Annotated in this window: 15 protein-coding genes and 1 tRNA gene; 8 read left to right on the plus strand and 8 right to left on the minus strand. The window is 59.9% G+C overall.

Annotated features, from left to right (window positions below):
• Positions 1-180: 180 nt before the first annotated feature.
• The 4 genes from corA to KTAU_RS07830 all read right to left on the minus strand — a co-directional run bounded on the left by corA (position 181) and on the right by KTAU_RS07830 (position 4,039).
• Entirely contained in the window at positions 181-1,158 is a 978-nt protein-coding gene (corA, locus tag KTAU_RS07815; protein ID WP_151727856.1) for a magnesium/cobalt transporter CorA, read from the minus strand.
• A gap of 124 nt (positions 1,159-1,282) precedes the next feature.
• Positions 1,283-2,890: a carboxyl transferase domain-containing protein gene (locus KTAU_RS07820; protein ID WP_151727857.1), complete on the minus strand. Its 1,608-nt coding sequence runs from the start codon at positions 2,888-2,890 to the stop codon at positions 1,283-1,285.
• 158 nt (positions 2,891-3,048) lie between these two features.
• A complete protein-coding gene (locus tag KTAU_RS07825; RefSeq protein WP_151727858.1) occupies positions 3,049-3,522 on the minus strand; it encodes a thioredoxin family protein in 474 nt (157 codons plus the stop codon).
• 31 nt (positions 3,523-3,553) lie between these two features.
• Positions 3,554-4,039, minus strand: coding sequence for a DUF4395 domain-containing protein (locus KTAU_RS07830; protein WP_151727859.1), 486 nt, complete (start codon positions 4,037-4,039; stop codon positions 3,554-3,556).
• A 387-nt stretch (positions 4,040-4,426) separates the two neighbouring features.
• On the opposite strand from KTAU_RS07830, the gene KTAU_RS07835 reads away from it, so the two are divergent.
• The 5 genes from KTAU_RS07835 to KTAU_RS07855 all read left to right on the plus strand — a co-directional run bounded on the left by KTAU_RS07835 (position 4,427) and on the right by KTAU_RS07855 (position 9,481).
• Positions 4,427-4,500, plus strand: a tRNA-Gln gene (locus tag KTAU_RS07835).
• Positions 4,501-4,745: 245 nt separating this feature from the next.
• The gene (glmU, locus tag KTAU_RS07840) at positions 4,746-6,212 is read left to right on the plus strand and encodes a bifunctional UDP-N-acetylglucosamine diphosphorylase/glucosamine-1-phosphate N-acetyltransferase GlmU (protein WP_228026357.1); all 1,467 of its coding nucleotides are present in this window, start codon (positions 4,746-4,748) and stop codon (positions 6,210-6,212) included.
• An 8-nt stretch (positions 6,213-6,220) separates the two neighbouring features.
• Positions 6,221-7,711 (plus strand): hemolysin family protein, encoded by a 1,491-nt coding sequence (locus KTAU_RS07845; protein WP_151727860.1) that lies wholly within the window; start codon positions 6,221-6,223, stop codon positions 7,709-7,711.
• 205 nt (positions 7,712-7,916) lie between these two features.
• On the plus strand, positions 7,917-8,858 hold the full coding sequence (locus KTAU_RS07850) for a hydroxymethylglutaryl-CoA lyase (protein ID WP_151727861.1): 942 nt from the start codon (positions 7,917-7,919) through the stop codon (positions 8,856-8,858).
• A gap of 95 nt (positions 8,859-8,953) precedes the next feature.
• Positions 8,954-9,481: a hypothetical protein gene (locus KTAU_RS07855; protein WP_151727862.1), complete on the plus strand. Its 528-nt coding sequence runs from the start codon at positions 8,954-8,956 to the stop codon at positions 9,479-9,481.
• A 624-nt stretch (positions 9,482-10,105) separates the two neighbouring features.
• Here KTAU_RS07855 and KTAU_RS07860 read toward each other — a convergent pair.
• Together KTAU_RS07860 and infC are read right to left on the minus strand one after the other, a co-directional pair.
• Complete coding sequence (locus KTAU_RS07860) at positions 10,106-11,512, minus strand: S41 family peptidase (protein ID WP_151727863.1); 1,407 nt, start codon at positions 11,510-11,512, stop codon at positions 10,106-10,108.
• A gap of 577 nt (positions 11,513-12,089) precedes the next feature.
• The gene (infC, locus tag KTAU_RS07865) at positions 12,090-12,779 is read right to left on the minus strand and encodes a translation initiation factor IF-3 (protein WP_112433323.1); all 690 of its coding nucleotides are present in this window, start codon (positions 12,777-12,779) and stop codon (positions 12,090-12,092) included.
• 756 nt (positions 12,780-13,535) lie between these two features.
• Here infC and KTAU_RS07870 point away from each other — a divergent pair.
• Positions 13,536-13,844, plus strand: a complete 309-nt coding sequence (locus tag KTAU_RS07870) for a hypothetical protein (RefSeq protein WP_112433321.1) — start codon at positions 13,536-13,538, stop codon at positions 13,842-13,844.
• A 241-nt stretch (positions 13,845-14,085) separates the two neighbouring features.
• Here the strand turns inward: KTAU_RS07870 and KTAU_RS07875 are convergent, their stop codons facing one another.
• Positions 14,086-16,098, minus strand: a complete 2,013-nt coding sequence (locus KTAU_RS07875) for a bifunctional homocysteine S-methyltransferase/methylenetetrahydrofolate reductase (protein WP_151727864.1) — start codon at positions 16,096-16,098, stop codon at positions 14,086-14,088.
• A gap of 275 nt (positions 16,099-16,373) precedes the next feature.
• Here KTAU_RS07875 and KTAU_RS07880 point away from each other — a divergent pair, with 275 nt between their 5' ends.
• A complete protein-coding gene (locus KTAU_RS07880) occupies positions 16,374-17,429 on the plus strand; it encodes a phosphoribulokinase (RefSeq protein WP_151727865.1) in 1,056 nt (351 codons plus the stop codon).
• A 222-nt stretch (positions 17,430-17,651) separates the two neighbouring features.
• Here the strand turns inward: KTAU_RS07880 and KTAU_RS07885 are convergent, their stop codons facing one another.
• Positions 17,652-18,083: an Hsp20/alpha crystallin family protein gene (locus KTAU_RS07885; protein WP_151727866.1), complete on the minus strand. Its 432-nt coding sequence runs from the start codon at positions 18,081-18,083 to the stop codon at positions 17,652-17,654.
• 374 nt (positions 18,084-18,457) lie between these two features.
• Between KTAU_RS07885 and tyrS the strand changes: the two genes are divergently transcribed.
• Positions 18,458-19,711: a tyrosine--tRNA ligase gene (tyrS, locus tag KTAU_RS07890; protein ID WP_223258447.1), complete on the plus strand. Its 1,254-nt coding sequence runs from the start codon at positions 18,458-18,460 to the stop codon at positions 19,709-19,711.
• The last annotated feature ends 66 nt before the right edge of the window (positions 19,712-19,777 follow it).

The following is a 19,777-nucleotide window of genomic DNA, read 5'->3' on the forward strand; positions in this document are numbered from 1 at the left end:
AGGCTCAGCTGCACATCAGGCGAAACCGCTCAGGCGGCCGCCTGCCAGCACCCGGCCCCCCAAGAGCAGGGAGCCTAGAGCCGCCGCAGCTTCTCATTTGCTCATTGCTTTTTATTATACCATCCTCTTGCCAACGTACAGCCTGGATTTCTCGTGTTGAGCAGCCCCGCACCCCTCGCCCTAGAGCCAGCGCAGGCGACGGAAGATCAGCAGCAGGAGCAGTGAGATCGCGGCCATCACAGTCAGAGCCACCACATAGCCATAGGTCCAATGCAACTCGGGCATATACTCGAAGTTCATGCCCCAGATACCCGCCAACAAGGCGTCGACCATCAAAACAATCGAGGCCGCCGTCAGCGTGCGCATCGTCTTATTGAGGTCATTGGAGACGATCGAGAGGTTCGCATCCATCGTCGAACTCAGCTGATCGCGGTAGAGATCAACGGTATCGGCGACGCGCATAATGTGATCGTAGACATCGCGGAAATAGAGCAAGGCATGCTCGTTGAAGAGAGGGTTATCGCGATTCGTGAGCACATTGAGCACATCGCGCTCAGGGCCAGCGATGCGGCGCAGCGTCAGAAAGCGCTTCTTGAGGGCCAGCAGGTCCTGAGTAAAGGAGCGCTGACGCAGCTCACCGCTGAAGAGACGATCCTCCAGGGCCTCGGCCTGCTCGACCATCGCATCCAGCACCGGGAAATACTGATCGACGATCGTGTCGAGGAGGGAATAGAGCAGGACAATCACCCTGCCCTCAAGCTGGCGCACATTGCGCGTCCAGCGCTGCTCGGTCTCCTCCAGCTCGGGAACAGGCTCACTATGCACCGTGATCAAATAGCGCTCCCCCAGAAAGATCGACAACTCACAGACTCGCAGGCGATCTGTGGATGGCTCGGCCTGCACCGTATAAAAGACGAGCAGGTAGAAGCTATCATACTCCTCGATTTTGGGACGCTGATGCTTATGACCGGCATCCTCGACGGCCAGCGGATGCAAATGGAAGGCCGCCCCAACATCCTGCAGCTCCTCCTGACTCGGATTGAAAAGATCGAGCCAGAGAATGGCCTGCGGTTCGGCCAGGGCCTGCTGGGCCTCGGCCAGCGAGGTGACGCGCTGAAAGCAATGCTCCAGGGAATTGCAACGCAGCGCTTTCAACATAAGCGTGGGCCTTTCCTTATTCACTCAGGAGCTGCCAGCCAGCGCGTCGCCTGCTCTGTTGCCTGCTCCTTCCGCGAGCCATATCTCGCTCTGCCAGCGCCAGCGGCCGCTCTCCATACTCATGCTACATGCGGAAGACCCCGAAAGGCGTCTCAGGCATGGGCGCATTGAGCGAGGCAGCGATCCCCAGGGCCAGCACTGTACGCGTCTCACAGGGGTCGATGATCCCATCGTCCCACAGGCGAGCCGTACTGTAGTAGGGGTTGCCTTCGCGTTCATATTTCTCCAGAATTGGCTGCTTAAAGGCTGCTTCCTCTTCCTCGGTCATCGTCCCTCCGCGCGCCGCCAGGTTCTCCTTGCGGATCGTTGCCAGAACGCTGGCCGCCTGTTCACCTCCCATTACCGAGATGCGGGCATTGGGCCACATCCAGAGCTGACGCGGCGAGTAGGCGCGCCCGCACATCGCATAATTGCCCGCTCCGAAGGAGCCGCCGATGATCACCGTAAAGCGAGGGACCGGTGCGTTGGCCACCGCCATCACCATCTTTGCCCCATCCTTGGCAATGCCGCCGCTCTCGTACTGACGTCCCACCATAAAGCCGGTAATATTCTGCAGAAAGACCAGCGGGATCTGGCGCTGGGCGCACAGTTCAATAAAATGGGTCGCCTTGAGGGCGCTTTCCGAGAAGAGCACCCCATTATTGGCAATAATGCCCACAGGATAGCCCATCAGGCGGGCAAAACCGCAGACAATCGTCGTCCCGTACAGCTCCTTGAACTCATGGAAGCGGCTGCCATCGACCAGGCGAGCAATCACCTCGCGCACATCGTAGCTCTTGCGATAGTCGCGCGGCACAATGCCATAGATCTCCTCGGGATCGTAGCGCGGCGGCTCCGGTTCAGTGATCTCCCAGGGGATGTACTTGCGCCGCTGCAGATTGGCCACGATGCTGCGGCAGATAGCAAGGGCATGCTCATCATTGAGGGCATAGTGATCAGCCACTCCCGAGATGCGACAGTGGACATCAGCCCCACCCAGCTCCTCGGCGCTCACCTCTTCGCCGGTCGCCGCCTTCACCAGCGGCGGCCCGCCGAGAAAAATCGTCCCCGTGCCGCGTACAATGATAGTCTCATCGCTCATCGCCGGCACGTAGGCACCGCCCGCAGTGCACGAACCCATCACTACGGCAATCTGCGGAATACGCTGGCTCGACATCCGCGCCTGATTATAGAAGATGCGTCCAAAGTGATCGCGGTCAGGAAAGACCTCGGCCTGCAGCGGCAAAAAGGCCCCGCCCGAGTCGACAAGATAGATACAGGGGAGACGGTTCTGTTCAGCAATCTCCTGGGCGCGCAAATGCTTCTTCACCGTCATCGGGTAGTAGGTCCCGCCCTTGACGGTGGCATCGTTTGCAATAATCATGCACTCCTGGCCCTCTACCACCCCAATACCGGTCACGATGCCCGCCGAGGGAGCCTCGTTCTCGTACATATCCCAGGCAGCCAGCGGACTCAGCTCCAAAAACGGGGTGTCGGGATCACAGAGTAAACGAATGCGCTCGCGCGCAAGCAGCTTGTTGCGCTTCCGATGGCGAGCCACGGCTTCGGCGCCTCCGCCCTGCTGCACCTGCTGCAGACGCTCCTTCAGCTCAGCCACAAGCTGACGGAAATAATGCGCATTTTCCTGAAATTCAGGACTGCTGCGGTCAACATGCGTTTCAAGGACTCGCATGGGCGTTTCTTCTCTTCCTCTCTGAAGAAATCACTGCCATTGTGGCATGAGGCGCTCCTCTTCGTCAAGATGTTTCTCCTTGACGAAGACCGCTCTCTACACAAGCAGAGAGACACCTCATGCCATAGAAAGGCCAACTGAGGAGGAAGAGAAGTAACTCAGGCCAGAGGCGCTGCTCGCTCAATTTGTTGCTGCGCCAGTACGTCATCGATCTGGGCCAGCAGTCGCCCGGCGGGAGCAAAGCCATAGTTGACCGCCTGGGCTTTGCCCTGGCCATCAAGTACAACCGTCGTCGGAAGGGTCAGAACGCGATAGCGAGCTGTCAAGTGGGGCTCAGTCGGCGCGTCTACCTCGATCACCCTGACGAGATCGCCGCGGGCCGCCTGCACCTGGCGCAGCGCCGGCTTCTGCAAACGATGGCACTGCTGACACTCGGCGCTGCTGAAGAGCAAAATGCGTACCGGCGGGTTGGAAGCCCCCGAGCCACCCTGGAGACCGGTAACCAGAGCCGGCGCCGCCAGGGCCGCCCGACGTTGCCGTTCGACAAAGCGCCGTCCGAGCACAATGAAACCCCAGAGGAGAGCGGCCAGTAGGATCAGCAAGGCCGCCCGCCAGAGCATCACGTTTAGCATCTCTCAGCTCTCTCCGTCTGCCAGCATTCTCCTACCTCACGCCGCGCCAGTGGAAGCCCCCTTCATAGCGCACTCGCGGGACGAGGCCGAGCTTCCCCAGATAGTAGTAGACCAGACAGCCAGCGCAGAAGCCAACCGTGAGATTAACAAAGGAGAGCACAAACACAAGCAGGTCCAGGACCCAGCCGACCATTGTCGCCGCTGTCAACAGGAGCACCAGCCCGGCCACCAGCAACAAGGTAGCACCTACACCCTGGGCGAAACGATGCGGGGCTGGATCATCCTCGACCAGGCGTGGCTTCAACAGACCGCTCGGTACGAGCACATGCCGATAGAGCAAGGTAAACGGACCAACCGTCGGCCAGAGAGCACTCCAGGCCAGGAGCAGCCCGGTGATCAGCACGAGCGGCGGCCAACTCAACAGAAAGGCCAGGGCCGTCAGCACAACCACACTGCCCTGCGAAAACTTCGCCAGGTGCGTATCGACGCGCAAATCAGTTGCAGAAGCGGCTTCCACAGCAGTTCCTCCTCCAGTTCAGATCAGGCTGAGGGACGAGCGCCCACCTCAATCCGAGGAGATGAGCACCTCTTGAGCCGAGCCTTCAACAGGGTGAATGATAACATAGTGTATCTATTAAGTAAACAACCATTTCACGGTCTGCCGTATTCCCCGCCGCACAGGAGACCCCAACGACAGTCAGCTCTGCCATCCCCCCTTGACAGGGCTGGCAAGAAAAGGTATCCTGTTTTCGGACAGCTACAGACAAGGTGTCGCGTCTCGGCTTTGCACTATCGCCAGAGCGTGCAACAGCGGCCAGGCAGGCAGAAGGCCAGCTAGCTGCCTGGAGCCGGAGAGGACGAGCCAGGCAAGACGTGACCGGGCCGGCTGAGCGTGTCATCACTTTCGGGTGTGGCCAAGCGGTAAGGCAGCGGACTTTGGATCCGCGATCCCAGGTTCGAATCCTGGCACCCGAACCATCTGGCTTCTGCTCTCCGCCGGAGAGAGCAGGGGCTGGTCCTTTGTGACCAGGTTTAAAGGTTGATCGATATGCTCTATCGTGCTTGCACAGGCAGCAAGCAAGAAAAAGGGGGACCTTCTTTCTTTCTCACGCCCGAGCAGCAGGGTGATCAACTCCCCTGTCTGGCTTAGCGCAGCGTAGCCCGGCGATTCGTGGCGCAGGGGCACGAACCGCTGAGGAGACAGCAATGAAACAAGAGGTTTTGTGAATTCAACAATGAAGACCTATGCGACCGTGGTCCTTGCAGCGGGCAAGGGCACGCGGATGCGTTCTGCCATTCCCAAGGTGCTCCATCCGCTGGCCGGGCTGCCGATGTTAGGCCATGTGCTCAATGCCGTGGAAACGATCCCTCTCACCTCTGCTTTTGCTCCACTGGCAGCCACCATTACCGCTCACCGCCCCATTGTTGTCGTCGGCTGCGAGGCCGCCCAGGTCCAGGCCGCCTTCGGTGAGCGCTGCTACTACGCCCTGCAGGCCGAGCAATTGGGCACCGGCCACGCTGTCCTGGCCGCCCGCGAGGCCGTCGAGGCCCTGACTCCTCCTCCTGAGACGGTGCTCGTCTGCTACGGCGATACTCCGCTCATCAGCGCCGAGATGCTGGCCCGCGTCCTTGTTCAGCACCTGGAGAGCCAGGCCACCATCACTTTCTTGACCGCCATCACCGAACAGCCCTCCGACTTCGGGCGCGTGATCCGCGATAGCTCAGGCGCTGTGGTGGAGATCATCGAGGTCAAGCGCGCTACCGAAGAGCAGAAGCGCATTAAAGAGGTGAATTCGGGTGTCTACTGCTTCGAGCGTCGCTGGCTCTGGGAGACCTTGCCCAGCCTAGCGCGCAATCCTTTCAGTGGCGAGTACTATCTCACCGATCTGGTGGCTATCGCGCGTTCGCAAGGGCGTACTGTTGCGACGGTAACGGGTGCTCTAGAGGAGACTGTGGGTGTCAACGATCGCGTGCAGTTGGCGGCGGCGGAGCAGATCCTGCGGCGCCGCATCCTGGAGCGCCACATGTACGCGGGTGTGACGATCGTTGACCCCGCGGCGACTTACATCGACGCCGAGGTCTCCATCGGACCCGACACGGTTATCCTGCCCGGCACTATGATCACTGGCCGAACGCAAATCGGCTCCGGCTGCCGGATCGGCCCTGGAACTACCATCGAGTCGTCGATTATTGGGAATCGCTGTATCATTCGAAATTCAGCTCTTGAAGAGGCTATTCTCGAAGATGATGTACGGATCGGCCCCTTCAGCCACTGTCGCCCCGGCGCCCATCTGGCTCGTGGCGTGCGCATGGGCAACTTTGGCGAGGTGAAGAACTCGTATATCGGTGCGGAAACAGACATGCATCACTTTAGCTATATCGGTGATGCCACTGTCGGGGCACATGTCAACATTGGTGCGGGTACAGTAACTTCCAACTATAACGGGATCACACGCCAGAAGTACCGTACGGTCATCGAGGACGGGGCCTTCATCGGCTGCGATACGATCATCGTACCGCCCGTGACCATCGGTGAGGGAGCCATGACGGGCGCCAACGCAGTGGTGAACCGTGATGTGCCTCCCCATGCGCTGGTCGTTGGTGTGCCCGCCCGTCTGCTGCGTATGCTCGATCCCGCGGCAGCAGCAGAACAGGCCTCCTCAGAAGCGGAAGGAGGCAAAAAGGAGTAACTACAACTATGGACGCCGATGGCATACCCCTTGTCAGGATCGCCGCCGCTCTCAGCCTCTCTCTCCCCCAGTTCGACGGCGTGGCCTGGCTGCAGCTGATCATCTTGGTCATTGCGCTGATTCTGTGCGCCACAGCCTCCGCCGCCGAAACCGCGCTGACTTCGGTCAGCCGCATCAAGCTGAAAAACCTCGTCGAGGAGGGCGATCCACAGGCCGCTGAGCTGGAGCGCCTGCTGGCTCACCCGAATACGTTCCTCTCGACGATCCTGGTGGTCAATAGCATCGCCGTCATCGTGGCCTCCAGCATGGCCACGGTCCTGGCCCTGCGTTTCTCGGCCACCTGGGGCGAGCTGATCGCCACTGTGCTCATCTCGCTGATCGTGCTGATCTTCTGTGAGATCACGCCGAAAACTGCCGCTGTGCAGAACCCCCTGCGCTGGGCGCGCGCCCTCAGCGGTTTCGTACGCTTTGCCGCCTGGCTGTTGCGACCGCTGGTCTGGTTGCTCGGGGTAGTCACCTCTTCCCTGGCGAGCTTGCTCGGCGGCGAGCTAAAGCATGCCGGCCCCTTCGTAACAGAGGAGGAGCTGCGCCTGCTGGTCTCGGTCGGCGAGCAAGAGGGCGTACTTGAAGAAGAAGAGAAGGAGATGATCCATAGCATCTTCGAGTTCGCCGATACGCCGGTGCGCGAGGTGATGGTGCCACGCATCGACATGATTACGCTGGAGGCCGATACTACCGTCGATCAGGCTGTCGATGTGGCCTTGCAGGGCGGCCTCTCCCGTATCCCTGTCTACGAGGAGTCTCTAGATAATATTCTGGGCATCCTCTATACCAAGGATCTGCTCAGAGAGCTGCGCCAGGGTCATCATACGCGCCTGGTGCGCGAGTTGGTGCGTCCGGCCTACTTTGTGCCAGAAACGAAGAAGCTCGACGATTTGTTGCGCGAGATCCGTCAGCGGCGCACACATATGGCCATCGTGGTCGATGAGTATGGCTCGGTCGCCGGCCTGGTGACTATCGAGGACTTGATGGAAGAGATCGTCGGCGATATTAAGGATGAGTATGATCGTGAGGAGAATCTCTACGAGCGCATTAGCAATACGGAGTATATCGTCGATGCCAAGATGAATATCGACGACTTCAACGAGCTGATGGGAACGAAGCTTGATAACGAGGACTACGAGACGCTCGGCGGCTTCCTCTATGCTCAGCTCGACAAGATCCCGGTGGCTGGTGATACGATTACCTACGGGGATTTGAATCTGACGGTGCTGGCAACACGCGGGCGACGCATCACGAAGGTGCGAGTGCTACGCCTGAGCAACCCCGGTGTCGAGGAGTCGTCGGCGGCCCCCGCCGAGCGTCTCAGGCTGCCGGCCCCACCGCCTTCGACGTCAACGTCCGCGTTGGATAGCCCCGAGAAGCAACGGGCGCCCGCTCCAGCCCGGCAGGCAATGGCTCAGTCCCCCCTGATGAGAGAGGCGACTAACCTCTCCTGATGCAGTCAGCAGAACACAGAGCTTGGGCGACCTGGCATACACACACAGGTCGCCCGCTACCCATACCATACTTTGGCCAGCTGAGTCTAGACTCCCCATTGGAGAAAGGAGCGAGCGGCTGCAGTTCCGAGCCGCCCCACCCCCCAGCCAGCAGCAACGCTGTCGGGTCACCGGCGGCCCGGGTCAGATTGGGCCGCAGAGAGCGATGAAGCTTGATCTCTCTACTTTACCGCGCCAGGTGCGCGTGGTCGAGGTCGGACCGCGCGATGGTCTTCAGAACGAGAAAGTGCGCGTTCCCACGGAGCAGAAGATCCATTTCATTCGTCTGCTCGCCGAGGCAGGCTACTCTGAGATTGAGGTGACCTCTTTTGTCAGTCCGCGGGCTATCCCCCAGCTGAGCGACGCCAGCGAGGTTATGACGGGCCTGCGCGACCTGCCAGCGGCACTGCGCCTGACGGCCCTGGTACCGAATCTCAAGGGCATGGAGCGGGCTTTAGCGGCGGGGCTGCGCTCAGTAGCCGTCTTTACGGCGGCCAGCGATAGCTTCACGCGCCACAATATCAATGCCACGGTGGCCGAAAGCCTGGCCCAGTTCCGCCCTGTGCTGGCTCTGGCTCAGCGCGAAGGAGTGCGTGTGCGGGGCTATATCTCGACGGTCTTCGGCTGCCCCTACGAGGGGCGAGTCGATCCCCGGCGTGTGCTGGCAGTAGCCCTGGAACTGCTGGAGATGGGCGTCGCTGAGCTATCGCTGGGCGACACCATTGGTGTGGCCACTCCCAATCAGGTGGTTGAGGTTCTGGATTTGCTGTTGAACGAAGGGGGTATTCCTCTTGAGCGGCTGGCTGTGCACTTCCACGACACGCGCGGCACGGCTCTGGCCAATGTGCTGGCCGCCCTCCAGATGGGCGTGAGCTGCGTGGATTCCTCCGCCGGTGGTCTGGGTGGCTGCCCTTACGCTCCCGGGGCCAGCGGCAATCTGGCCACCGAGGACTTGCTCTATCTGCTCCACGGCATGGGGATCGAGACCGGAGTCTCGCTGGAGCAGGTGGTCAGGGCCACACGCTTCATCGCCACGGTACTCGATCATCCTCCGACGAGCAAATATTACCTTGCTGCTACTGCTCAGACTCCGTGCAGCGAGAGCTAGTTGACTGCTCCTTCCTCACTTTCTAAAATAGACACCTGTATCGATGGCTGATCCCATCGACCGGTTGTTGTCTTGTTTTGAGGAAGGAGAAGTTGATGATCCGATTGTTCTACTGGCTCGACCGCTTTCTATCCAAGAGGGAGAAGCCGCTGTTGCAGCTTCTCGTGGGAGTCCTCTTGATTCCTGTGGGGGCTGTGGTCGCTTATGCTGCCTGTAGCGGTGAATATATCTATCCCTATTGGGTGATTCTGGGGGGTGGCCTGGCCTTTTTCGGCCTTGTTCTGCTTCTCAAAGGGCTGATCCTCCTGTTAAACCGGAAGCGAAGTTCGGCAGCAGCTGCTGCCTCGTCAGCCGCGCGCGAGCCGGTCGCTGGGCAAGATGCCGAGGCGAGCCAGGCAGGTCAAGCCTTCTCCACGGCTCTCTCGCCCTCGGCTCGATCAGGAGGACCTCGTCAGATGCCAGCAGGGTCGGCAGCTACGGTTGTTCCTGCGGTAATGGCCAGGGCCGGACAGTCGCCTGTGGCTCCCCCCCCACAGTTGTCCTGGTGGGGAGGCACCCCCTGGCCAGCGGAACCGATGGACTATCCAGGCCACCAGCCGCCGTCTCCACCTCAGCGGCGCTGATTACCAAAGGTCCTCTTGTGCCCGGCGGAGGAGCGACCTGGCCTATCGAGCACACTCCCCGTAATTCGGACAACAGGGTCGTCGCCTCTGGATTGCTCTAGCGATCTGTTTGCCGCCTGATCAAGTAGGTTCAGATCGGCCTGCCGCTCTCTAGCAGGATGCGAGAACGAACGGCGTGCAAAGGGTGTCTGGCTGTTCACTGCTCCGCCGCCAGAAGTTGCAGCACTTTCCTTTCGATCTGGCGCTGGTTCTGGCGTAGGAAGCGCTAGCCATCGCCAAGGCGGCCCTATAAGATAGTGGCCACCCGAGAGGAGGCTGCCAGCCAGGACAAGGCCGTCTTCGCCTGGCCATCCCGCTCCGCCCTTGCTCGCTGGCAACCCTGGCTTCTGCCTCAACTATCTCGCCTCTCTGTCCTCCGCCGACTCCCTTGGCTTGGCAGCGGACCAGGCTAACCTGGACTATCGCCCACCTGGCTTCAGCTTGCCTCTCTCTCAGCGCGCTAGCCGCGCTTTAGTTGCCTGCTGGATCGTCTCTACCGTTATTCTACACTGTTGTTCCACACTCTGCTATTCTGAATGAACGGATCTGGAGCGCGCTGGCAGTCTCCGGCTGAGGACACGTCTTCTAGTGCTGACCCTGTAGATACTGGAGCGCGCGAATCAGCTGACTATCGCCACTTTGCAGAATCTGCTGATAGGTCATGTGGTCGCGATTCTCTGTCGCTGGCGTTAGGGGACTTTGCCCCGCCTTCAGAGAGACCACAATATTGGGCTGGATGCCATTCTGGCGAATAAAGTGGCCATCGGGCGTCAGCCACTCAGCCGTGCCGAGCAACAATTCGGAGCCATCGGAGAGCGGAAATTGCTCCAGCACCGTCCCTGTACCATAGGTGCGCGTTCCGATAATTACCGCCCGATGGTTGTCTTGAAAAGCTCCCGAGACGATCTCGGCAGCGCTGGCTGTTCCGTTATCGACGAGCACCACCAGAGGGATCTTCCCATCGACCACGTGCCCTGTCACCTGATACGGTGTACGCCTCCCCGAACTATCTTGCTCCAGAAAGACGGTGCCGCTGGCCTGGAACTCGCTGACTGTGTTGATGGCCTCCTCGACCAGGCCACCAGGATTGCCGCGGAGATCAAGCACAATGGCCCTGGCCCCCAGCTTTTTGGCCTGCTCGATGCTGCTGCGGAGCTGATCGCTGACCCCATCGGCAAACTGAACGATCTGAATATGGGCGATATGGACCTCGGGGATATAATGCAAAATGACATTCGGAACAGTAATCTTGGCCCGCTTCAGGTGGAAAGTCAGAGTCTGATTCGTGCTGGGGCGACGCACCGTCACCGAGACCGAGGTTCCCTCTGGCCCCCGCAGGAGCGAGCTGATCGTATCCAGATCCTTGCCTTGCACACTCTGACCATTGACCGAGAGGAGAATGTCACCAGGCTTCAGACCAGCCTTCTCCGCCGGGGCCCCCGGTACGGTGTCGCTGATGATTACCTGCTTCGTAGTCGGATCTTGCTGGATGTAGACGCCGATGCCAACCAGGGTCGGGCTGAGCGACTGGTTAAAAGCCTGGACCTGGTCGGGCGTGAGGAAGCGCGTGTGACCCTTGTCGCCGAGGGTGTCGAGCATGGCCTGAATGGCGCTGTAGGCCATCTTCTGATAGTTGATCGCCTTGCGATCAACATATTTCTGATCCACTAACGTCCAGGCCTGTTGGAACAACTGGGCATATTTTTGCGACTGGCTACTGGCAGGGAAGGAGCCAGAAGAGAAAAACTGGTGGCTGAACCAGCCGGCGATGAAAGCCAGGATGAGCAGCGCAGTCACTGTGACAGCACGGCGGACAGCAATGCGGCAACCAGGGGGCGCGGGCTGATCAGCTGGAGCATTTGGAGCGTCGAGTGGAGGTGAGGCAGCAGCTTGCGGAGCAGAGCCGGAGTCGGAGATGCTCTCGGTTGAAAACGACCTCCAACTGTGCCGCTCACCGTCTTCATACCAGCGCGGGTCATAGTAGTTGCTCACCAGATTCCTCCCAAGAATGCGTCTCTAGCTAGCTAGCAACCGACCGAATTCGACAGTCAGAAAGAAACAGACAGCAGGCAGAGGCAAGCACAGGGCAGGCAGGGTAAGCCAGGCCAGGCGGGGCAACTCCGGCGGGACCACCAGGTCAGTCCTTCTCGTATGGTAGTCGCCTCGCCAGGAAAAGTCAACCGCTCATGCGAATGAGGAAGAAAAAGGACGTAGTTGCTGAGAACTACGTCCTTTTGCCTGCAGTGATAGCTATTCCAATATTCTACAACAGGAGAAGGGCATCCGCTCCTGATAGCCTAGGAAGGCGACAGTACCGCTTTCCAACACTGTCCTGTGTAGGACAGGTCCAAACCAAACGGCGGTCGGTTCGCTTCCTCCAGAGCAGTTTCGCTGTCAGAAGCGAGAAGGATCAACTCCTGACAACCAGCATTCCCCTGTCCCTGTCCACAGGCGTGACTACCTGGGAAGCTCCTGGTACCCGTAGCCCTCTCCTCTCTCTTGCTCTGGGCATGTTTCCTGGCAGAGGAGGTTCAGGAGGAGTTTTTACCTCACGGGGCTACGCTTGTCACTATTGCTGACGATCAGTGGCGTCCCCCACCTCTTGGCTCCCAGCAGCAGGAGCGGATGGGGAGGTTGGTGCCTGACTGCCAGCCACGGCGCCCGCCGTGGCCACCTGGCGTTTACCGGAGGGGGTAGGTGCCTGCTTCTTTGGCGGTTCCCACCCCGGCGCGCGCGAGACAATCATCGACATCACCCGGCCCTCCATTACAGGCGGGCGCTCGATGACAGCCGTCCCCTTCAGGGTCTCGGCGATGTTATCCAGCAGCCTACGGCCAATCTCTGGGTGGCGCAAGTCCGGTCCGCGGAACTGGACGCTGACCCGCACCTTATCGCCATCAGCTAAGAACTCCTGAATCTTGCGAGTTTTGACACCGATATCGTGTTCATCGGTACGAGGGCGCAGGCGAATCTCCTTCAGGGTAATCGTCTTCTGATGCTTGCGCGCCTCGCTCTCCTTCTTGGCCTGCTCGTACTTGTACCGTCCATAGTCCATCAACTTGCAGACCGGTGGTACAGCATTGGGCTGCACTTCGACTAAATCCAGATCCCTCTCACGGGCAATCTCAAGAGCGCGGGGCGTCGGCATCACGCCGATCATCTCGCCATTCTCATCAATGAGGCGTACTTCTCGTGCCCGAATGCGCTCGTTGACCCGTGTTTCGCGCGTCCGGTCATTCCCCCGAGGATCTCTGTTAATAGGCCAAACCTCCCTTTTCCTTTCCTGACTTGTGACAACCTGCTTACCTGTTTATCCCAGGACCGGTGTCTATCCCTGGATAGACGGATTAAGTGTAGCATAAGGGGTGGGAGAAGTCAATTGATTTTACGCATGTGTGCCGCCCCCGCGAGGTCTGCTGGCACCTTCCTCTCTCTGCGCTTCAACGCTACCCACGACATGCCTTTAGCCCCGCCCCGTCCCCTTGCACCGCCTGTAACTTCTCACCAGCCAGCATGCCGCGACAGACTGACCCTTTCGTATGTTATACTTATTGAGGTAATGCGTTTGTTCGCCCTATCCTCTATGTGTTCAGCAGACGCAGAAGATCTCTGACTGCGTCCTTCTATGCGCATTGTCTGTGCTTCAGATGCTGCTTCCGCGTCGCTCTCCGCAACCTGCGGCAGCGGAAACTGCAAAGGAGGACCATTATGAGCGGTTGCCTGGCAGCTGTCTCCATCTTCCCCGCCCCCACACTGGCACCTCCAGCGATAGCGCCTAGGAGCAGCCGGCTAGCCCGGCAGCTGCGCCTGTCGCTCTCACAGGCCGCCTGCAGGCTTACGCAGGCTTACCTGTAGACGCCTGGGCCAGCTTCTTCCACCGCTCTCACTCTCGGTACAGGTTCATTAGCGTCTACTGCCTACAGCGACCACCCCCCGGGTGCTGCTCGCAGTGGCGCTGGCTCTCAGGGTCCCTTGTGCATGGCCTGCACACGACCCCGGTAAAAGAGGCAAGCCCATGCGAACGCTCTACACTGGTCACATCACCATCGGAAGACGCACCGTCCACTCATTTATCTACGCGGAGACGCTCTACGAAGCCGAAGAGCAACTGGCCGATATCCTGCAGCGCTATATCAGAGATCGCTATCGGCTGGCGGCCTCCCTCGTCCTTCCCCGGATCAACGTGGTTTCGCGCCCTTACGGCTGGCATCTGCCCGGCGGGCAATTCCTCCCCGGAACAAGCAGCCAGTATTTCCAGCGCTACCCGGCCCAGCCACGTCCCGATGGTCTCGTCTATGAGAGTGAGGCCGCCAGCGCTCCGTGAGCACGGCGAGGAGAACGCGCGAGACCAGCGGGGCCTTCCCCAGGCGCCAGGCCCGATCTTCTTCCTCTTCCGTTCTGCCGCGTACCCGATCGGCCTGCACCTGAGCGAACGGCTCTCGCTGCCGCCGTGCTCTTTCCCTTGTGCAGTCGTTCTACTGCTGCGGCGCCTGCCCCCACCTGGCTAGCGTTCTGCCATGCCATGTTCTTCTGTATATGGAAGAGGTGGACAACAGAGCATAAACTCAGGCATTGGCAGGCGCTTCGCGCAGCAAGCGGGTGAGGCGTCCAACAATATCGTAGCGTCGATAGGAAGGGAGCAGATAGACTCCCTGGACGAGGTCGCGCGCTTCCATCAGCAGCTCCTGAGCCAGTCGCAGGCCCTCCTCCGTGCCCTGGTCGCCCGCCGCGCGCATACGCTCGCGTACTCGCTCGGGGATGGTGACGCCGGCTACTTCGTTGTGGAGAAACTCGGCATGGCGCCAGCTATGGAGGGGAATGCAACCAAGAATCACGGGCACCGGCGGCTTGCCAACTCGCTTGAGGAAGCGCTCTAAGGGGGCCAGTTCATAGATCGGCTGGGTCATGATAAAGTGGGCCCCGGCCTCCAGCTTGCGATAGTATTTCTCGATCTCGCGCTCGGCCTCCTCTTCACTGACATTGAGGTTAAGGGCGGCCCCTATATGGAAAGAGGCTTTGGCGCCGATGGAGCCACCTGCCGCATCATGCCCCTCATTCATCCCACGCAGAATACGGATGAGTCCAACCGAATCGACATCCCAGACACCGGTGGTGTTGGGATAGTCACCAACGCGCAGGGGATCGCCTGTCAAGGCCAGAATATTGCGCAGTCCCAGAGCGTGGGCCCCCAGTAGCTCGGCCTGAAGCGCCATCAGATTGCGGTCACGGGTTGTAAAGTGGATGATGGTCTCCATGCCCAGGTGATCCTGGATCAGGCGGGCCAGAGCGATGCAGCTCATGCGCACGCGGGCCAGCGGGCTATCGGCGATGTTGATGCAGTCGACGCCATCGCGCTGGAGCTGGGCGGCCCCAGCCAGAATCTTGGAGGGGTTGAGACCCATCGGAGGATCTAATTCAACGCTGATGACGAATTCGCCAGCCTCTAGCTTCTGCTGCAGGCGTGTCTTGCTCCCCTCTTGGGGGAGAATTACCTCTTCCTCAGGTAGCGTGCCAATCACAGGACGGTGCCCGCCACGCCCCGGCACCACCACCGAAGCTGTGCGGCTGCCTTCCTGCCCCTGGGCAGACGCCGATAGCCCATTCTGCTGCCCGGCCTCTTCCTTCTCCTTCTGGCCCGCGGCTCCAACTCCACGCCCATAGTGGGCGTCGAGCGCCTTGCGCATGGCTTCGATGTGGCGCGGCGTGGTGCCACAGCAGCCGCCAATGAGACGTACCCCGGCCTGGGCGAAGCGCAGGGCATAGTCGGCAAAGTAATCGGGTGTCGAAACATAGAAGAAGCGGTTACCGAGGCGCGTCGGCAGGCCGGCATTGGGCTGAGCCGAAAAGAGCGGGGGACGCTTTCCCTGCTGGGCGGCGGCCTGTATCTCTTCGTCAAGGGCGCCAATCATTCCTTGCAGGGCCTCCAGAGTCATGGCCGGCCCAACACAGCAGTTGGCCCCCATGACATCAACTCCCAGCTCATATAACTCTCGCGCTACACTGGCCGCCGACTGACCGGAGAGCGTGCGTCCATCCTCGTAGAAGCTGACCTGGGCCACGATCGGTAGCCCACCGACCTCCTGAGCCGCCAGAATGGCCTGGCGCAGCTCGGCCAGACTGGTAAAGGTCTCTAAAATCAGCAGCTCGGCCCCCCCTTCCTGGAGAGCCTCGATCTGCTCTCGAAAGGCCGCTCGTACCTCGCTGAGCCGCCCACTCTCGGGCGCCTGAAGCGGCTGGCCGCTCGGTCCGACTGCACCCGCGATAAAGACCGGCAGACCGACAATTTCGCGCGCCTCTATCGCTCGCCGCACACCCTGAAAATTGATCTCGCGAACCCGATCCTCCAGGTTATAGGCAGCCAGACGCAGACGATTGGCGCCAAAGGTGTTCGTCTCGATAATCTGGGCCCCGGCGCTGATGTACTCGCGATGGATACCCTGAATCAACTCCGGCCGCGTTACGTTGAGCAGATCGAAACATTGCTCGTAGGGAATGCCACGCGCGTAGAGCAGAGTTCCCATCGCTCCGTCACACAGCAACGGACCCTGCCGCAATCGCTCCAACAATACGTGTTCCATAATAACAGACCACTCCACCGGCAATACTGACAATTGAGTTCGCTTCGTTGTCCTTCTATTGTACTCCCTCTCTGGCCTCTTCTTCCAGAGTGATGCGCCTGGGAAGGGCAGGCTGGCCGCGAGATAGGCGAGATATGCTATACTTTTAACCAGCGAACCCTTGGGAAAGGTTCGCTTCCGGCGAGGTGGAACGGATGGTGTTCAGAGCACGCAGATGCCAGGCAGCAGTACCCCGACTCTTCTTGCCTGCTTGTCTGCTAATCAGTGGCTAACTCATGGAGAGACAGAAGACAGCTCACAAGCCTCTCATTGTCGCGGTCTGCGGCGATAGCGGCTCAGGGAAGAGCACTCTGACCGATGGAATGGTCCAGCTTTTCGGCCAGGATTCCGTGACGCATATTTGCCTCGATGACTATCACACCTTGGATCGCGCGGCACGCATGCGCGCCGGCATCACCGCCCTTCACCCGTGCGCCAATAATTTTCCGCTGATGACAGAGCACCTGCAGCGCCTGGCGCGCGGTGAGACGATCCTGAAGCCGGTCTACGATCACCGCACAGGCACCTTTGGCCCGCCCGAGGAGGTGAAGCCGGCGGAGATTATTTTCGTCCACGGCCTCCATGCGCTCTTTACGCCCGAGCTGCGCCGCCTCGCTCATGTGCGTATTTATCTCGACCCCGAGGCCGCCCTCCAGCAACAGTGGAAGATTATGCGTGATAGCACTTCTCGCGGCTACACCGTTGAGCAGGTGCGGGAGCAGATCGCGCTGCGCCGCCGCGATAGTCGCCTCTATATTCAGCCGCAAAAGCGCTTCGCCGATATCATTGTTCGTTTCTACCGTGGAAGCCTGTATTACCGTACACGCGATCTGGCCCATCTCGACGTGCGCCTGATCGAGGCGAAGCATGCCCCCAAGATCGATCTCTCAGATGTGCTGGAGGCTTCCCACAATGGACGTAAGCCCGCCTTGCGCCTGGTGGAGGAGGTCTACGACGGGGTGCTGCGCGATGTACTGGAGATCGACGGCGACATCAGCCATCAGAAGGCCTGTGAGCTGGAAAATTGTATCTGGGCCCATATGCAGGAGATCAACCACCTGCGACCAGAGCGCCTGAGTATGCTCGGGCGCTTCTACGTGGGGAATGTGCTGCGCCAGAGCGACCCGCTGGCGCTGACACAGCTCATTATTCTTTACCACATTATTCATGCGCGAAATCGCCTGCGGCAGAGCGCTGAGGAAGAGGAAGTGAGCGGGAGGGAACCCCCCGCCTCGGGGGAGGCCGTGGAGGGCCGCGGTGGCCGCGAACGCGAGCCAGAGCAACGATCATAGGCCAGGCCGGCTTGATGCTCGCCAGTCGCGCCTACCCCCGCGGCTTGGAGAATATCAGGAGGGAGCGGTACGGCCAGACCTGGGCAGATCTGGCAGGCCAGGCCAGACCACAAGGCTGGCCCGCTCCTTTGGAGGCTCTCATCCCCAGTTGAAACTCACAGCATGGCCAGGGACGGAGCTAGCGGGCCAGCCTCGCAGTGTCGCCGCTTCCTTCGTCCCGCTTTAGCGGGTGTTGACTTTGACGGTGCGCGTGCGGGCCTGCTCGGCCTTGGGCAGGCGCAGGGTTAGGATGCCGTTCTGATAGTGGGCCTCGGCTCGATCGGGATTGATCGGCGCAGGCAGCGTGAACGATTGCTGATACTGCCCCTCACCGAAGTTGCGCCAGTGGACCGTCGCGTTCTCCGGCGCTACCGGCTTTGTCTCCCACTTGACAGAGATTGTGTCTTGCTGCGCGGTGATCTCCACTTCCTCCGGCTTGACACCCGGCATGGGAATCTGCAGGATGAAGTCATCTTTTGTCTCGTAGAGGTTCGAGGCAACACCCCGGCTCAAGAGGTTGCGCGGCGAAATGAAGCTCTCCTCAAAGAGGCGATCCATCGCTTCGCGCAGCGAAATCATCTCCTGGAAGGGGTTGTAGCGGGTCAGATCTGGCATAGAACTACCAACACCTCCTTCATTAATTATACTTCTTGCATTAACTTTGCTGTCTTACCAGCTAACAGATCACACAATGCTTCTGTCTCCGAGAACTTGCGGCCTCTCTCGCTCACATCATCTTCGTCCGTCGCTGCTGACAGGCCCATTCCTTCGGCCATCAGGCTGGGCCTGTCTCTCGCCTTAGAGTATAGCGTGCCTTGTATTAGAGCAACGTTTGCAATCTATAAGAATTCTGTTAGAAAAGTTGATAATGATCCTATCAAGCTCAACCTCTCGACGCCACCCTCGCTTTCTGTTACAATGCAGGCAATACGCAAGCCATCTCATCTCACCAAATCAGTCAGAAGAGGAAGGGTGCAGAAGACGTGACGGTGAAGCACTCACCAGAGCCAGCTGAGATCGAGCGGGTGCTGAAGCGCGGGGTGGTGCTGGTGGAGAAAGAGGAAGAGCTACGGCGCCTGCTGCTGGAAGGCAACCGCGGGGAGCCACTGCGGGTCAAACTTGGCGTTGATCCCAGTCACTATGAGTTGACCATCGGTCATGCGGTGGTCTTCCGCAAGTTACGCCAGTTTCAGCGCCTGGGCCACAAGGCCGTGGTGGTGATCGGCGACTGGACAGCCCGCCTGGGCGATCCGAGCGGACGAGAGAACGCGCGTAAGCCACTGAGCGCCGAGCAGGTCAAGGCCAATGCCGCTACTTATCTCGACCAGTTCTACCGCATCGTTGATCGCGAGCAGACCGAGGTACGCTGGCAGAGCGAATGGTTCGATCAGTTCACCCTGGCCGATGTCATGCGCCTGCTCAGCTACAAGACGGTGGCGCAGATGCTGGCCCGCGACGATTTTGCCAAGCGTTTCCACAGCGGCATCGAGATCTATCTGTCAGAATTGATGTATCCACTCTTGCAGGGCTACGATTCAGTGGCGCTGCGTGCCGATGTGGAGATCGGCGGTACCGATCAGACCTTTAATTTGCTGGTGGGGCGTGAGCTGCAGCCAATCTTTGGCCAGCCACCGCAGCAGATTCTCACGGTGCAACTGATCGTGGGGCTGGATGGCCAGCTGAAGATGGGCAAATCGCTGAATAACTATATTGCCCTGACGGCCCCACCCAACGATATGTACGGCAAGCTGATGTCGCTGCCCGATCACGCGATGAGGAGCTACTTTGAGACGCTGACCGATGTCCCCGACGAGGAGTTGGAAGAGATGAGCCGCAAGATGGCCGAGGGGACACTTAATCCAATGGTGGTCAAGCGCCGCATGGCTCGTGAAATCGTGAGCGAGTTCCACGGTCCCGAGGCCGCTCAGGCAGCGGAGGAAGCTTTTATTCGCCAGTTCTCCCAGCGGCAGCTACCGGAAGAGATGCCTCTCTATCCGCTGACGGAGCCGGTCAATATTGTCACCCTCCTGGTGGAGGCCAGGCTCGTTCCCAGCCGCAACGAGGCCCGTCGCCTGATCCAGCAGGGAGGCGTGAGCTTCTTCCCCCACGGCGCTACCAGCGAGGTCCAAAAGATCGAGACGCCCGATTTCATGGTGCCTCCCAGTGAGGGCGCCGTACTCAAAGTTGGCAAGCTGCGCTATCTGCGCATTACTTCGCCTTCTTCTTCTTCAGTCCAGTCTTGAGAATGCTCGAAGCAGGTGGGCCTCGCAGCACAGCCTTGGCAGCGCTGCGAGGCCCACACCCGACTT

This window comes from Thermogemmatispora aurantia, from assembly GCF_008974285.1.
Classification (GTDB): Bacteria; Chloroflexota; Ktedonobacteria; order Ktedonobacterales; family Ktedonobacteraceae; genus Thermogemmatispora; species Thermogemmatispora aurantia.

What these genes read in the sequence shown, in the direction of transcription:
- corA (WP_151727856.1), bottom strand. Translation starts at nt 1,158, where the DNA reads ATGTTGAAAGCGCTGCGTTGCAATTCCCTGGAGCATTGCTTTCAGCGC.
- KTAU_RS07820 (WP_151727857.1), bottom strand. Translation starts at nt 2,890, where the DNA reads ATGCGAGTCCTTGAAACGCATGTTGACCGCAGCAGTCCTGAATTTCAG.
- KTAU_RS07825 (WP_151727858.1), bottom strand. Translation starts at nt 3,522, where the DNA reads ATGCTAAACGTGATGCTCTGGCGGGCGGCCTTGCTGATCCTACTGGCC.
- KTAU_RS07845 (WP_151727860.1), top strand. Translation starts at nt 6,221, where the DNA reads ATGGACGCCGATGGCATACCCCTTGTCAGGATCGCCGCCGCTCTCAGC.
- KTAU_RS07850 (WP_151727861.1), top strand. Translation starts at nt 7,917, where the DNA reads ATGAAGCTTGATCTCTCTACTTTACCGCGCCAGGTGCGCGTGGTCGAG.
- KTAU_RS07855 (WP_151727862.1), top strand. Translation starts at nt 8,954, where the DNA reads ATGATCCGATTGTTCTACTGGCTCGACCGCTTTCTATCCAAGAGGGAG.
- KTAU_RS07870 (WP_112433321.1), top strand. Translation starts at nt 13,536, where the DNA reads ATGCGAACGCTCTACACTGGTCACATCACCATCGGAAGACGCACCGTC.
- KTAU_RS07875 (WP_151727864.1), bottom strand. Translation starts at nt 16,098, where the DNA reads ATGGAACACGTATTGTTGGAGCGATTGCGGCAGGGTCCGTTGCTGTGT.
- KTAU_RS07880 (WP_151727865.1), top strand. Translation starts at nt 16,374, where the DNA reads ATGGAGAGACAGAAGACAGCTCACAAGCCTCTCATTGTCGCGGTCTGC.
- KTAU_RS07885 (WP_151727866.1), bottom strand. Translation starts at nt 18,083, where the DNA reads ATGCCAGATCTGACCCGCTACAACCCCTTCCAGGAGATGATTTCGCTG.